We start from the raw sequence: 14,637 nt of genomic DNA, 5'->3' as shown, positions 1-14,637 counted from the left end.
GAGCACGGCTCCGCCCAGCCCGTTGCTGCGCGAGCCGCCGTACCCGCCGCGGCCGTAGCCCACGGGGGAGTCGTAGAAGCGGTCCACGTCCATCTGGGCCGCACGCTGGGCGGAGTCGGCCAGCCGGATGGACTCGTTGGCCTCGGTGAGGGCGCGCTCGGGGTCCGAGTCCCGCAGCCGCTGGGCGAGCTCCAGGTGGCGCTCGGCCTCCGCGAGCTCGGTCCGCGCCTGGGCCCCCACCCCGCCGCGGCGCGCCCACACGTAGTCGGACGCCGTGGTCAGGCTCGCCTGCGCGCTCACCAGCGCGTGGGAGAGGGTCTCGCGGGCGGAGCGGGCGCGGTCGTTGGCGTCGCGCACGCCCTGCAGCCCCTTGTCCAGCTCGGCCTTCGCCTGGGCGAGGCGTCGGGTGGCGCCCACCGGGTCGTAGTGGCCCGAGGACATCTGCTGGGTGACGGTCTGCAGCACGGAGCGCACTCCCGCGGCGGCACCGGCGAGCTCCGGGCGGGAGCCCTGCCGGACCAGGCCCTCGGCCTCCGCGACGTCCCGCTGGGCGATGCTCACCGCGTCCTTGAGGGACTCCTCGGCGCGGGAGAGTTCCCGGCGCGCGTTCTCCACCGAGGTGACGAGCCCCTCCGCCTGGCCCTGCGCCTCCTCCGCCGCGCGGATGTTCAGCACGGCCTCGGATACGCGTCCCGCGTCCAGGTCCTGCTGGGCGCGCGCGGTCGCGGAGTCCGCGAACTCGAGCCGCTCCCGCGCCTGCTGGCCGTTGTCCCGCACGGGTGCCAGGGCGGCGTCGTCGTAGCGGGAGTGCAGGGACACCAGCAGGGACTCGGCGTCCTGGAGGCGGGGGCGGGTGCCCGCCACCGCCGCGCGCACGGCCTGCAGCGCGTCCGGGGCGCGCGTCTCCAGCTGGCGCAGCTGGGAGAAGTTCTGCTCCTGCTCGGCCAGCGGCGCACGGGCCTGGCGGGTGCGCTCGATGATCTCCCCGAGCCACGCCCGCTGCTCGGCCTCGGTGTCCGGGATGTCGTCGTCCAGCTTCTGCTGCAGCTCGAACGAGGCGCGCATGTGCTCCTTGGCGCGCGCGAGCGCCTCCTCGAACGGACGGGTCTGCTCGCTGCCGTACTGCAGCTGCGCGAACGCGAGCTCCTGCTCGGAGTGCTGGATGGCGTTGTCCGCCTCCACGAGCGCCGAGCCCGCCTGCTTGTGCAGCTCCGGCAGCGGCACCTGCGGCTGCTGCGGGGCGCGCTCGCCCTGGGCGGCACCCGTCTGCTGGGCCCCGTCCCGACGACGACGCCGCGAGCGCGCCACCCCGAACGCACCCACCCCGATGGCCGCCGCACCACCGGCCACCACGAGGGCGGTGACACCGACGCCCGTGCCGCCCAGCTCGTGGTTGATGCCGTCGACCGCGCCCTGGGCCGCGCCGTCCCAGTCGCGGGTGCTCAGGGCGGGAGCGATGTCGTCGTTGTAGATGGTCTTCTGGTCCTCGCGGGAGAGGGGGCCCGCGGAGCTGGCGGCGAAGCGGGCCTGGCGGCTCGAAGTGGCCACGGCCAGCACGGCGTCGTTGGTGCCGAAGCCGTTGGCCTTGGCGAAGTCCTGCACCCACTGGTCGGGATCGGTGGGGTCGGTGAAGCGGTCCACGTAGACCACGTAGAGCGTGATGTGGTGCTTCTGCGCCACCTCCGCGATCCCGCTCTCCAGCTGCGAGGTGTTGCCCAGCACCCCGGCCTTGTCCACCACGCGCACTCCGGCGTCAACTGTGGAGGGCGCTTCGGCGACGGCCGCGGGGACGGCCAGGAAGTACGCCCCCGACAGTGCGGTGGCCGCCAGTGCGCGGCGCCAGACGGTGCGTGAGCTCATGTCCTGTGTTCTCCTCGTGGTCAGCCCGGACGGGCCCAGGGCGGTCGTGGAGGGCTTCGACGCACTGCGGTCCGCTCCACAGAATACGCGGTGGGCCCACCACGGTCACCCGCTCAGGCGGCACCGGGTGGACCATCAGGAAACTCCCCGAAATCCGCCAGTTCTCACAGCCCCAGCACAGTCGGGCGGGGCATACTGGGCGTCCTGACCGCGCCGGAGCGCACACCCGGACAGAGGCTGACCAAGGAGAGAACATGGCTGATTCCCACGATCCCCGCACCGGGGACGATCCCCGGCGTCCCGTGCCCCGGTACGGGGAGTACGGTCCCGCGGGAGCCGGATCCGGCAGTGACGGCTCCCCGTGGCGGTCCCGGGACGCCACCGAGCCCATCCCGTCCGCCGGACGCGGCGACGACTCCTACTACGGCGTCCAGAACGGGGGCTCGAGCGCCCCCGGCTACTCCTACGGCTACGACGGCGGCCAGGGCGGCGGGAACGTCCCGCCGTACTCGGGCGGACCCGGCCAGGGCGGCTATCCCGAGGGCTCTCCGCAGGGCGGCACCGCCACGGCCAGGAAGCGCACGTTCGGTGCCGGGACCATGGTGGCCGGACTCGCGCTCGCGGGTCTGCTGGGAGCCGGGGTTGCCGTGGGCACGGGAGCCGTGGGCACCGAGAACTCGTCCGCCACGAGCACCAGCAGCTCCCCGGTGATCGTGAACGACACCGACTCCGTCAACGAGATCACCGCCGCCACGCAGAAGGCGTCCCCGTCCGTGGTGACCATCTCCGCCACGTCCGGCAGCGAGTCCGGCACCGGCTCCGGCGTGGTCCTGGACGACCAGGGCCACATCCTGACCAACACCCACGTGGTCACCCTGGACGGGGCGAGCTCCGACGCCAACCTGGAGGTCCAGACCTCGGACGGCTCCGTGCGCAAGGCCACCACGGTGGGCACCGACCCGGAGTCCGACCTCGCCGTGATCAAGGTGGACCCGAACGGCCTCACCCCCGCCGAGTTCGGCGACTCCGGCAAGCTCAACGTGGGTGACGCCGCGATCGCCATCGGCGCACCGCTGGGGCTGAGCGGCACCGTCACGGACGGAATCGTCTCCACCCTCAACCGCACCATCGCGGTGGCCTCGTCCGCCGCGCAGGACACCCCGGACGACTCCTCCCAGCAGAGCCCGGGCGGACCCCAGGACTTCTTCTTCAACTTCCCGGACAACGGGCAGTCCGGATCGCAGTCCGCGAAGTCCAGCGTGTACCTGAACGTGCTCCAGACGGACGCGGCCATCAACCCCGGCAACTCGGGCGGTGCGCTCGTGAACGCCCAGGGCCAGGTGATCGGCATCAACGTGGCCATCGCCTCCGCCGGGGGCTCCTCCTCCAGCGACTCCACGGCCGCGGGCAACATCGGCGTGGGCTTCTCCATCCCGTCGAACACCGCAAAGCGCGTGGCGGACGAGATCATCAAGGACGGCAAGGCCACGCACGGCTACCTGGGGGCCTCGGTCTCCGCGTACACGCCGTCGGGGAGCACCTCCGAGGCGTTCTCCTCCGGCGCGAAGGTCCGTTCGGTGGCCTCCGGCTCGCCCGCCGCGGACGCCGGGCTCAAGGCCAACGACGTGGTCACCAAGTTCAACGGCAAGTCCATCACGGACGCGGACGCGCTCACCGCAGGGGTGCGCGAGCTCGCGGCCGGCTCCACGGCGGAGATCACCTACCGCCGCGGCAACGACGAGCGCACCGCCACGGTCACCGTGGGCGACGCCGCCGCGCAGCAGAGCAACTGACGCTCCTCACCGGGGCGGGTCCGGGCTCCACCGGCCCGCCCCGGTGGGTGCCGCGCCCCGCAAGGCCGCGGGCGGCGTCGTCCCGAGCGGTGCGCGGGTGGTTCACACGCCCTGGGGAAATCCCAGCTGGCGCCACGCCTCGTAGAGGGCGATCGACGCCGAGTTGGCCAGGTTCAGGGACCGCCTGCCCGGGAGCATGGGGATCCGCACGCGCTCGGCCACGTGCTCGTCCGCGAGAACCGGCTCCGGCAGCCCCGTGGACTCCCGGCCGAACAGCAGCACGTCCCCGTCCCGGTACTCGAGATCGGTGTGCCGTGTCCCGGAGTGGGACGTGAACGCGATGACCCGCGCGTCCCCGAGCCGCTCCCACAGGTCCTCGACCGTGGGGTGCACGTCCATGACCGCGAGGTCGTGGTAGTCCAGTCCGGCGCGGCGGAGGTTGGCGTCGTCGAAGTTGAACCCCAGCGGCTCCACCAGGTGCAGGCGTGCGCCCGTGCACGCGGCCAGGCGGATGGCGTTGCCGGTGTTGCCGGGGATCTCGGGGGAGTGGAAGACGAAGTGCAGCATGGCTGCGAGTCTAGGGCGGCACCGGGCCGCCGCGGGTCGGGGCGTCGGGGGCGTTCGTAGAATGGGGCCATGCCCGCACCCCGCGTCTACATGGACCACGCCGCCACCACCGACATGCTGCCCGAGGCCGTCACCGCCTTCGTGGCCCAGGCCCAGCGCGGCGGAAACCCGGCGTCCCTGCACGCCGGGGGCCGCTTGGCCCGCATGGCCCTGGAGACCGGGCGGGACGCCGTGGCGGCGGCGCTGAACGCGGAACCCGTGGAGATCATCCTCACCTCGGGCGGCACCGAGGCGGACAACATGGCGGTGCTCGGGCTGTACCGGGCCGCGCGCGAGGCCGAGCCGCGGCGCCGCGTGATCGCCCTGTCCACGGTGGAGCACCACGCGGTCTCCGAGGCCGCCGAGTGGCTCGCCGCCCACGAGGGTGCGGAGCTCGTGTGGCTCGGCGTGGACGCGACCGGCCGGGTGGACCCGGGAGCGCTCGAGCAGCTGCTCGCCGAGCGCGCGCAGGAGGTGGCCCTGGTCACCGTGATGTGGGCCAACAATGAGGTGGGCACGGTGCAGCCCGTCCGGGAGCTCGCGGCGCTGTGCGAGCGGGCGGGGGTCGCGTTCCACGTGGACGCCGTGCAGGCGTTCTGCGCCGTGCCCGTGGACGCCCACCTGCCCGGGATCAGCACGCTCGCGGTGTCCGCGCACAAGCTGGGAGGGCCCATGGGAGTGGGCGCGCTCTACGCGCCGCGAACCGTGAAGCTCTCGGCCACGAGCTTCGGTGGGGGACAGGAGCGCAGCGTGCGCTCGGGGACCGTGAACGCCGCGGGGGCGGCCGCGTTCGGCGCGGCGGTCGAGGCCGCCGGGCGGGACGCCCGCACCGAGTTCCTGCGCCGCGCCACCCTGCGCGACACCCTCGTGGCGGGCATCCGCGAGCGCGTGCCGGAGGCCGTGCTGCGCGGTCCCGAGCCCGGCTCCCCGGAGGAGGAGTGGGAGGCTCCCACCCGGCTGCCCGGCAACGCCCACTTCACCTTCCCGGGCTGCGAGGGCGACTCCATGCTCTTCCTGTTCGACGCCGCCGGGGTGGCTCTGTCCACGGGCTCCGCGTGCAGCGCGGGGGTGCCACGTGCTTCCCACGTGCTGCTGGCCATGGGGGTGGACGAGCAGACCGCCCGCGGCGCGCAGCGCTTCTCCCTGGGACACTCCAGCACCCCCGAGGACGTCGCGGCGGTGCTCGACGCCCTGCGGGATGTCCACGCCCGGGCCAGGGCGGCGGGGCTGTCCGGGCACGTGCCCGGGTTCTCTGCCTGAGGAGACCTCCGCCGCGGCGCACCACCCGGGGCGGCCGTGGCACGGGGAATAGCACCCGGGAGAGCGGCGTTGTGCCAGGGATCCCACGAGAGAGACTCCAGGAAGGGAACTGCGTGCGCGTACTTGCAGCGATGAGTGGCGGGGTGGACTCCGCGGTGGCCGCGGCCCGCGCGGTGGACGCCGGGCACGACGTGACCGGTGTCCACCTGGCCCTGTCCCGCACCCCGGGGACCCTGCGCACGGGCGCGCGCGGGTGCTGCACCATCGAGGACTCCCGGGACGCGTGGCGTGCCGCCGAGAAGCTGGGGATCCCGTACTACGTGTGGGACTTCTCCGAGCGCTTCCAGGCGGACGTCGTGGACGACTTCGTGGCCGAGTACGCCGCGGGGCGCACCCCCAACCCGTGCATGCGCTGCAACGAGAAGATCAAGTTCGCGGCCCTGCTGGAGAAGGCCCTGGCCCTCGGCTTCGACGCCGTCTGCACGGGGCACTACGCCAAGGTGGTCACCGGCGCGGACGGGCACAAGGAGCTGCACCGCGCCGCGGACTGGGCGAAGGACCAGTCCTACGTGCTGGGCGTGCTCACGGCCGAGCAGCTCGAGCACGCACTGTTCCCGCTCGCCGAGACCCCCTCCAAGGCCCAGGTGCGCGCCGAGGCGGAGCAGCGGGGGCTGTCCGTGGCGAAGAAGCCGGACTCCCACGACATCTGCTTCATCCCCGACGGCGACACCCGGGGCTGGCTCGCGGACCACATGGAGCTGGAGCCCGGCCAGATCGTGGACACCGAGGGCCACGAGCTCGGGGAGCACCGCGGCGCCCAGGCCTACACCGTGGGACAGCGCCGCGGGCTGCACATCGGCCGCCCCGCTCCGGACGGCAAGCCCCGGTTCGTGCTGGAGATCCGGCCCAGGACCAACGAGGTGGTGGTGGGGCCCGAGGCGCTGCTGGCCATCGACGTCATGGAGGGCATCCGCCCCTCCTGGGCCGGTCTGCCACCCCGCGAGGTCCAGGCCCTGCGGGCGGACGGCCGCTCGGAGGAGTTCGCGGTGACGGTGCAGGTGCGCGCCCACGGGGACCCCGCGCCTGCCAGCGCGTGGCTCACCCGGGAGTCCGGTGAACCGCGTCTGCACGTGCGGCTGGACGAGTCGCAGCGCGGCGTGGCACCGGGACAGACCATGGTGCTCTACCAGGGCACCCGCGTGCTGGGCCAGGCCACGATCGACGCCGCGTACGCGGACCGCGCGGCGGTTCCCGCGCGCTGACCCGCGTCCACTGGGGCCCGTGCGGCACCCCGTTTAGAGTGGGGGGATGACCCCCAGCAGCGATCCCGCCGACCACGCACCCGTCGACCCCGCCGCGAGTGCCGCCGCGCGCCAGGCCCCGGACTCCGCGCTGGAGCAGCTGAGCGCCATCCGCGGGACCATCGACAACATCGACGCCGCGCTGATCCACATCCTCGCGGAGCGCTTCAAGGCCACGCAGCGCGTGGGGCGCCTCAAGGCCGAGAACGACCTCCCGCCCTCCGACCCCGAGCGGGAGAAGGCCCAGATCCAGCGGCTGCGCCACCTCGCGGAGGCCGCGCACCTGGATCCGGAGTTCGCGGAGAAGTTCCTGACCTTCATCATCAGCGAGGTCATCCGCCACCACGAGGCCATCTCCGAGGACCGCCGGCGCGGCACGGACGCATGAGCGCCTTCGCCGCGGACGCGACCACCGCCACCCTCACCCGGGCCCTGCGGGGCACCGACCCCGTGGAGGCGTTCACCGTGCTGCGCGGTGAACTGGGCGCACCCCACCGGGCCGCCGTGCCGCTGCTGCCCGAACGCGGTCCGCAGGCGGAGCTCGCGGCGCGCACGTGCGCCGTGCTGGACTCCCTGTACGCGGACCGCCAGCCGCACGGGTGGCGTGTCAGCGGGGTCCCCGGAGACGACTCCCGCCAGGCGCGCGCATTGCTCGCGAGCGACCTCAACGTGGTGGCGGACGTGCTGGGCGCGGAGTCCGGTGCGGACACCGGCCCCGTGGTGTTCTCCCTGCTGGGCCCGGTGTCCCTGGCCGCCACCGTGCACGTCCACAACGGGGAGAAGCTGCAGTCCGACTCCGGTGCACGGCGGGACCTCACGCAGTCGTGGTGCTCCGGGCTTCCCGCTCTCCTGGCGGGTCTGCGCCGCAACACGGACGGGCGGGACACGGTGCTCGTGGTCGAGGAGCCCCACCTGGAGCCGGTGCTCTCCGGCACCATCCCCACGGCCAGTGGCTACCGCACCCTGCGCTCGCTGCCGCCCCACGAGGTGCGCGCCGCCCTCACGGACGCGGTCTCCGCCGCGCACGCCGCCGGCGCGACCGTGGTGCTCGCCGCCGGGACGCCCACCGCGCGCTGGGCCCGCGACACAGGTGCCGACGCCGCCGCTCTCGCCCTGCCCCCGCTGGACCCCGTGCTGTGGGAGCCCCTCGCCGCCCTGCACGAGGCGGGGGTGGGCCTGTGCCTGGACTCGGTCCCCGTCACGGGGCGCGGGCCGGTGCGCCCGCTCGTGGAGCGGGTGGTGCGGCCCTGGAGCGAGCTCGGGATGGACCCTGCGGCGCTGCTGGGGACGGTGCTGGCGCCGTCGTCGGAGATCTCCACGCTGACCCCGCCCGAGGTGCCCGGCGCCCTGCGGCGGCTCACCGACGTGTGCAGCGCGCTCACGGAGGTGTGCGGCGAGGGATGAGCCCTCCCAGGCCGTAGACTTCCACCGGTAGGACGCGGGGCGTCGGCCTCGGCCGCCCCCGCCGGCACGTACGAGGGCGAAGGCGGGCATGAAGGCGCGAATTCTGGTGGTGGACGACGACGCCGCGTTGTCCGAGATGATCGGCATCATTCTGTCCTCGGAGGGCTTCGAGCCGGTGCACTGCTACGACGGTTCCAGCGCGCGGGACGTCTTCCGCGCCTCGGAACCGGACGTGATCCTGCTGGACCTCATGCTGCCCGGGATGGACGGCATCCAGGTGTGCCAGCAGATCCGGGCGGAGTCGGACGTTCCCATCGTGATGCTCACCGCCAAGTCGGACACCGCGGACGTGGTGCGCGGGCTGGAGGCCGGAGCGGACGACTACGTCCCCAAGCCCTTCAAGCCCGCGGAGCTCGTGGCGCGCGTGAAGGCCCGGCTGCGGCCCACCGACCGCGGCACCAGCCAGGAGATCACGCTGGGGGACATCGTCATCGACGTCACCGGGCACACGGTGACCCGCGGCGGCGAGGAGATCGCCCTGACCCCCCTGGAGTTCGACCTGCTGACCACGCTCGCACGCCATCCCCACCAGGTGTTCAGCCGTGACGAGCTGCTGCGCGACGTGTGGGGCTACCCGCACGCGGCGGACAACCGGCTGGTCAACGTGCACGTCCAGCGGCTGCGCTCCAAGGTGGAGCGGGACCCGGAGAACCCGGAAGTGGTGCTCACGGTGCGCGGCATCGGCTACAAGGCCGGCGGGCACCCGCACCGGTGACGCCCGCCCCGGCGCGCTCCACGGCCACGGTCCCTCCCGTGCGCCGCCGTCCCAAGCGGTTCCGCAGGATCCGGTTGGCGCGGCGCACGGTGCTCCGACGCTGGCGCCAGTCCCTGCAGTTCCGCGCGATCGCCGTGGCCCTGTCCCTGACCACCGTGGCGTTCCTCGCCACCGGCAGCTTCCTCTCGCACCAGATCGCGGACCGGCTGTTCACCGACCGCCTCAACCAGGTTCTGGAGGAGGCGCGCGGTGACATCGACACCGCCCAGGCGAGCTTCGACGCCTCGGACGCCTCGGACCGCACCGAGGTCCAGGCGCTCATCAACTCGACCCTGGGCAGCCTGAGCCAGGACGCGGGATCCCAGGACCACCGCTGGATCCTGATCCCCCTGGACCAGGGCACGGGCCAGTCCTTCGTGGGCGTGCAGACGGAGAGCTCGTGGATGACCTCGGCCACGGTTCCGCAGCAGCTGCAGCAGCGCGTGGAGGGCGGTGACGGCACCTACTGGCAGCCGGCGTCCGCGCGCATGACGGAGAACGGCCCCGAGCAGCCCGTCATCGTGATCGGGGACGTGGTGCAGCTGAACCAGAACTCCCGCTACGGCCTGTACTTCGTGTACGACTTCTCCGACCCCCAGGCCACCCTGGACTCCATCCACGCCGTGCTCCTGCTGTCCATGGTGGCGCTGCTGCTGCTCGTGGGCACCGTGGTCTGGTACGTCACCCGGGAGGTGGTGCGCCCGGTGTCCGGCACGGCGCGGGTCTCCCAGCGGCTCTCCGAGGGGGACCTGGACGTGCGGCTGCAGGTGCGCGGGACCAACGAGGTGGCCCGGCTGTCCCGGTCCTTCAACAAGATGGCGGACTCCATCCAGACCCAGATCACGCAGCTGGAGCAGCTGTCCTCCATGCAGCAGACCTTCGTCTCGGACGTCTCCCACGAGCTGCGCACCCCGCTGACCACCGTGAAGATGGCCGCGGAGGTGCTGTACAACGCCCGCGAGGACTTCGACCCGGTCAACCGCCGCTCCGCCGAGCTGCTGCACAACCAGGTGGACCGGTTCGACTCCATGCTCTCGGACCTGCTGGAGATCTCCCGGTTCGACGCCGGCGCCGCCCGCCTGGACACCGCCTCCACGGACATCTTCACCGTGATCTACGACGTGGTGGAGGCGGCCGCCCCGATCGTCCTCACCTCCGGCTCGGAGCTCACGGTGCGCTCCACGCTGACCCGGTGCGTGGTGCAGATGGACCAGCGCCGGATCGACCGGATCCTGCGCAACCTGGTGACCAACGCCCTGGAGCACGGGGAGAGCGAGCCCGTGGACATCTACGTCGCCGCGAACGCGAACTGCGTGGCCGTGGCGGTGCGCGACTACGGGATCGGCATGACGCCGGACCAGGTCACCAAGGTGTTCAACCGCTTCTGGCGGGGAGATCCCGCGCGCGCCCGCACCGTGGGGGGCACGGGGCTGGGGCTCGCGATCGCCACGGAGGACACCCGGCTGCACGGCGGGCGCCTTGAGGCGTGGGCGGAACCGGGCAACGGCGCGTGCTTCCGCCTCACCCTCCCGCTGCTGCACACGCAGCCGCTGGACCCCGAGCTGCCCAACCCCCTGCCCCTGCCCCCGGCCGACCGCTTCACCGAGTCCACCGCCCGCGTCACGGACACAGGGTCCCTGCAGCTCACACCCCCGGCGGTGAAGGCCGTCCCCGGGTCCGCGGCCGTTCTGGAGTCCCCGCCCGCTCCCGCCGACGACGCCGCCGGGTCCGGTCACGGCGGCGTCGGCCCCGCGGTGGCGGGGCACCCCGAGCCCGCATGGCGTGGGGCCCCGGATTCAGGGTCCACGGCCGTCGCCGGAACCGGCGGGACGGCGGACGGGGGCAGGCACACAGGATCGGGCCCCGCGCAGCGCGGAGCCGGGACGGAGGAACCATGAGCCCACGGGGCGCAGCGTCCACCGGGGGAGACCCCGCGGCGGAGGCCGCGAGCATCTCCCGCACCCGCGGAAGGCGGTGCGCCACCGCCGCCACGGTCCTCGCCGTGGCCTTCGCGCTGTCCGCGTGCGGTGCCATGCCCAGCTCCGGTCCCGTGCACAGGGTCATCGAGCCCACCGGGCAGTCGCAGCAGAGCGACATGCCGTTCAACCCGCAGGCCCCGCGCGCCGGAGCCACCGCGCAGGAGGTCGTGGAGGGCTTCCTGGCCGCCGGCGTGGGCGCCCAGGACGACTACTCCGTGGCCCGCCAGTACCTCACCCCGCAGCTGGCCACCACGTGGAAACCGGATGCGCGGGTGCTCATCCACTCCGGCGAACCCACCACGGTGCCGCGCCTGAACGAGGGCGAGTTCCGCACCACCACGGAGGTCAGCTCCGAGCTCGGGGCGAACGGGGTCCTCACGGCCCAGCCCAAGGGCAGCACCCGCGTGCTGGACTTCGCCCTGACCTCCGTGGACGGCCAGTGGCGGATCTCCAGGGCACCGGACGGGGTGCTGGTCCCGGAGACCGACTTCCGTCAGATCTTCTCGCCCGTGGACCTCTACTACTACTCGGCGCAGGACGGGAAGACCCTGGTCCCGGACCCCCGCTGGTTCGCCAAGCGCCCCACGGCGTCCACGGCGGCGGTGCGTGCGCTGCTGGACGGGCCTGCCAGCTACCTGGGGGACGCCGTGAAGAGCGCCATCCCGCAGGCCGCCTCCCTCTCGCGCTCGTCCGTGCCGGTCTCGGGCGGGACGGCCGCCGTGGACCTCAGCCTCTCGAACTTCGATCCGGCGGACGTGGAGCAGGCGCGCCGGATGGAGCGGCAGCTGCGCGCCACCCTGCGGTCCGTGCCCACGGTGGAGGACCTGCACCTCACGGTCGACGACGCCCCGGTGGAGTCCTCGGGCAACCAGGACGTTGACCCGGCCAGCTCCGCGACCGTCCCGAACCGGCAGATCGGGGTCTCGGACAACCAGCTGGCCTTCTTCCAGGGAGGGCAGACCGAGAAGATCCAGGACCTCTCCCTTCCCGCTGGGGCCGTGGTCACCAAGCCGGCAATGGGCGCCGAGGCCTCCACGTTCGGCTTCGTGGACACCGAGGACTCCGCCGTGTACACGGTGAGCCCCGGGAAGACGCCGCAGCGGCGCTGGTCCGGGGACAGGCCCACCCGCCCGAGCTTCGACACCCTGGGGTGGGTCTGGGGCTCGGACCGCTCCGGGGCCGTGCACGCCGTGCCCGCCGCCGCGGACGGATCCGGCGGGACCGTCTCCGCGGAGTGGCTCCAGGGCCAGCACGTGGCCTCCCTGCGGATCTCCCGCGAGGGCAGCCGTGCCCTGGTGGTCACCACGGACGACAGCTCCTCCCGCGCGGTCATCAGCATCGCCGGGGTGGTGCGCGACGCGTCCGGGCGGCCCACGGGCCTGGAGAAGGGCAATGCCGTGGCCGCGGACGTGGATGTGAATACCGCCCAGTGGATCGGAGCGAACGAGTTCGTCACCACCGCGCTGAACCAGGACGGCAACGCCCAGCCCCGCCGCTACACGGTGGCCGGCGAGCACGACGACCTCCCGTCCCTGACCGGGGTCACCTCGATCGCCGGGGGCAACGGGTCCGCCGCGGTCTACGGCGCCTCCGACGGGCGGCTCTACATGCTCACCGGCAGCTCCTGGGCGCTGCAGAGCGAGGACGTCACCGACACCGCGTTCGCGGGCTGACCGGGCCGCGGCCCCGTCCGGGCCCTGGGGTCCGTCCGCCGTGCGGGCCGCCCTCCCCATGGGCGCTGCGCAGTGGCACCCTGCCCCGCCACGGGGTGGGCTGGTGGCATGAGCACCCGACTCCGCCCACCGTCCTCGAGCGGCAACGCCCGCACCGGGCGGAACCGACCACGGCTCGGGTCGGAGGGGCAGGGCCGGACGGAACGCGCCACCCGGGGAACCGCACCGGGAGAGGCCTGGCGCGCGGCCGCGTGGGACCGCACGGCCATCCGGTGGGGCACGTGGTGGTCGCAGGCCCTGGAGCTGCTCCTGCCCGTCTCGTGTGCTGTGTGCGCGCGCCCGGGGGCCGCGCTGTGCCACGGCTGCCGCGTGCTCCTGCGGCGCACCGCGGCTCAGCCGGGACAGGTTGTGCCGCCGGCTCCGCTGGCCGCCGCGGGGGTGGCCGTCTACACCGCGGGCCGGTACGAGCACGAGCTGGCCTCCGCGCTGCTGGCGTTCAAGAACGGTGGACGCACGGATCTCGCGCCCGTGCTCGCCGCCGCGCTCTCCCCGGTGCTGGCCGCGGCGGCTCGGGAGCTGGCACCCGCGTCCGGGACCCTGCACTGGGTGCCGGTGCCCACGAGCGCGCGGGCACGGCGTCGTCGCTGGTTCGATCCCGTGGCCGTGGTTCTCGACGCCGCCGCGGTGCCCGCCCGCACCGAGGTGCGCCATGTGCTTCGGCACCGGGGCCCGGTGCTGAAAGGCGGGGCGGCGCAGAAGGGCAGGGGGCGCGGTGAGCGAGCCCGGGCCATCCGTGGTGTCATGCGCGCCCGGGACGTGACCGGACGCACGTGCGTGGTGGTGGACGACGTCCTCACCACGGGAGCCACGGCCTCGGAGGCCGTGCGGTGCCTGCGCGCGGCCGGGGCCACGGTCCCCGCGGTGGTCACCCTGGCCGGAGTGCGGGTGGTGCGCCGGGAGAACGGCACGTGAACACCGGGTGACGAGATCCGTGAATTACGTCACGTTTTCATCTAGCGTGGGAGCACGGGAGGCATCGAAGGTGTCCCGTGCGGGAGAGCAGCAGATCCCGCGCCGTCCTCAAGTCGTGGAGGCTCTCATGGAACTGAACATCCAAGGCCGCAACGTCACCCTGCCGGAGCGCTTCAAGGAGTACGCGCAGGAGAAGAGCGAGCGGTTCCGGCAGCTCGGCGACCAGATCCAGAGCATCGAGGTCAAGGTCACCAAGGAGAACGCGTCCTCCGGGCACCAGGGCATGCGGGTGGAGCTCACCGTGGTGGGGCGCGGCCCCGTGCTGCGGGCCGAGGCGCGCAACGACGACAAGTTCGCCGCGTTCGACGAGGCCTACGCCAAGCTCGTGGAGCAGCTGCGCCGGGCCCGCGACCGGCGCAAGGTCCACCGCGGTGGCCACCAGAGGCCCGTGGCCGTGCACGAGGCCACGGGGGCGCTGCCCGTGGTCTCCACCGGTCCGTTCCCCGGCTTCGCGTCCGAGCAGGCCCTGGCCGCCGCCGAGGACGAGGCCTTCGACACCGAGCACCCCCTCAGCGAGGCCCCCACGCCCGTGGAGATCCGGCGCAAGCGCTTCCCCGCGGAGCAGGTCTCCGTGGACGAGGCCGTGGACAGGATGGAGCTCGTAGGCCACGACTTCTTCCTCTTCGTGGACCGGGAGACCGGGGAGCCCTCCGCCGTGTACCGCCGCAAAGGCTGGGAGTACGGCGTGATCAGCCTCAGCAGCGACGGCCGCGCCGAGGACGAGGGCACCCGCGCCTACCAGGCGGAGGCACCCGCCTCCTGAAGCCGTGCCGAGTCCGCTGCACCCCGGCGGGCAGGGACGGGCCCCGCGAGCACCGCGCGGGGCCCGTCCCGCTGTCCGGGCCCCGTCCAGACTCACTCACGTACACTGTTCGGCGGTGCACCCGCTGTCGGTTCCGGTGCCCACCACTGATC

General features: G+C 73.5%; 12 protein-coding genes. 10 read left to right on the top strand and 2 right to left on the bottom strand.

Translation table 11 applies throughout. The features are described 5' to 3' along the window. Positions 1 to 1,860, bottom strand: a 1,860-nt coding sequence (locus Q4A22_RS03900) for a TPM domain-containing protein (protein WP_303177379.1), incomplete at its 3' end; no start/stop codon positions are given. Positions 1,861 to 2,114: 254 nt separating this feature from the next. Between Q4A22_RS03900 and Q4A22_RS03895 the strand changes: the two genes are divergently transcribed. Next, complete coding sequence (locus Q4A22_RS03895; protein ID WP_303177377.1) at positions 2,115 to 3,653, top strand: S1C family serine protease; 1,539 nt, start codon at positions 2,115 to 2,117, stop codon at positions 3,651 to 3,653. Between the two features lie 102 nt (positions 3,654 to 3,755). Here the strand turns inward: Q4A22_RS03895 and Q4A22_RS03890 are convergent, their stop codons facing one another. Then, positions 3,756 to 4,220 carry a tRNA (cytidine(34)-2'-O)-methyltransferase gene (locus Q4A22_RS03890; protein ID WP_303177375.1) on the bottom strand — a complete coding sequence of 155 codons (465 nt, stop codon included), beginning with the start codon at positions 4,218 to 4,220 and terminating at the stop codon, positions 3,756 to 3,758. A 69-nt stretch (positions 4,221 to 4,289) separates the two neighbouring features. Between Q4A22_RS03890 and Q4A22_RS03885 the strand changes: the two genes are divergently transcribed. The 9 genes from Q4A22_RS03885 (at position 4,290) to raiA (ending at position 14,485) form a co-directional block, all read left to right on the top strand. After that, entirely contained in the window at positions 4,290 to 5,519 is a 1,230-nt protein-coding gene (locus tag Q4A22_RS03885; RefSeq protein WP_303177374.1) for a cysteine desulfurase family protein, read from the top strand. A gap of 113 nt (positions 5,520 to 5,632) precedes the next feature. Further along, positions 5,633 to 6,781, top strand: coding sequence for a tRNA 2-thiouridine(34) synthase MnmA (mnmA, locus tag Q4A22_RS03880; protein ID WP_303177372.1), 1,149 nt, complete (start codon positions 5,633 to 5,635; stop codon positions 6,779 to 6,781). A gap of 46 nt (positions 6,782 to 6,827) precedes the next feature. Beyond that, positions 6,828 to 7,208, top strand: a complete 381-nt coding sequence (locus Q4A22_RS03875) for a chorismate mutase (RefSeq protein ID WP_303177371.1) — start codon at positions 6,828 to 6,830, stop codon at positions 7,206 to 7,208. Continuing rightward, positions 7,205 to 8,224 (top strand): hypothetical protein, encoded by a 1,020-nt coding sequence (locus Q4A22_RS03870; protein ID WP_303177369.1) that lies wholly within the window; start codon positions 7,205 to 7,207, stop codon positions 8,222 to 8,224. Before Q4A22_RS03875 ends, Q4A22_RS03870 begins: the two co-directional genes overlap by 4 nt. Before the next feature lie 88 nt (positions 8,225 to 8,312). Beyond that, positions 8,313 to 8,999 carry an MtrAB system response regulator MtrA gene (mtrA, locus tag Q4A22_RS03865; protein ID WP_303177368.1) on the top strand — a complete coding sequence of 229 codons (687 nt, stop codon included), beginning with the start codon at positions 8,313 to 8,315 and terminating at the stop codon, positions 8,997 to 8,999. A 38-nt stretch (positions 9,000 to 9,037) separates the two neighbouring features. Then, a complete protein-coding gene (mtrB, locus tag Q4A22_RS03860; protein WP_303177361.1) occupies positions 9,038 to 10,936 on the top strand; it encodes an MtrAB system histidine kinase MtrB in 1,899 nt (632 codons plus the stop codon). Next, the gene (locus Q4A22_RS03855; RefSeq protein ID WP_303177356.1) at positions 10,933 to 12,690 is read left to right on the top strand and encodes an LpqB family beta-propeller domain-containing protein; all 1,758 of its coding nucleotides are present in this window, start codon (positions 10,933 to 10,935) and stop codon (positions 12,688 to 12,690) included. Before mtrB ends, Q4A22_RS03855 begins: the two co-directional genes overlap by 4 nt. A gap of 108 nt (positions 12,691 to 12,798) precedes the next feature. Then, a complete protein-coding gene (locus Q4A22_RS03850) occupies positions 12,799 to 13,662 on the top strand; it encodes a ComF family protein (protein WP_303177353.1) in 864 nt (287 codons plus the stop codon). A gap of 127 nt (positions 13,663 to 13,789) precedes the next feature. Further along, positions 13,790 to 14,485 carry a ribosome-associated translation inhibitor RaiA gene (gene raiA, locus Q4A22_RS03845; RefSeq protein ID WP_303177350.1) on the top strand — a complete coding sequence of 232 codons (696 nt, stop codon included), beginning with the start codon at positions 13,790 to 13,792 and terminating at the stop codon, positions 14,483 to 14,485. Positions 14,486 to 14,637 lie beyond the last annotated feature (152 nt).

Source organism: Kocuria sp. (genome assembly GCF_030530945.1).
GTDB lineage: Bacteria > Actinomycetota > Actinomycetes > Actinomycetales > Micrococcaceae > Kocuria.
The sequence above is the reverse complement of the archived record's forward strand: the minus strand, read 5'-3'. Positions and strand labels throughout refer to the sequence as shown.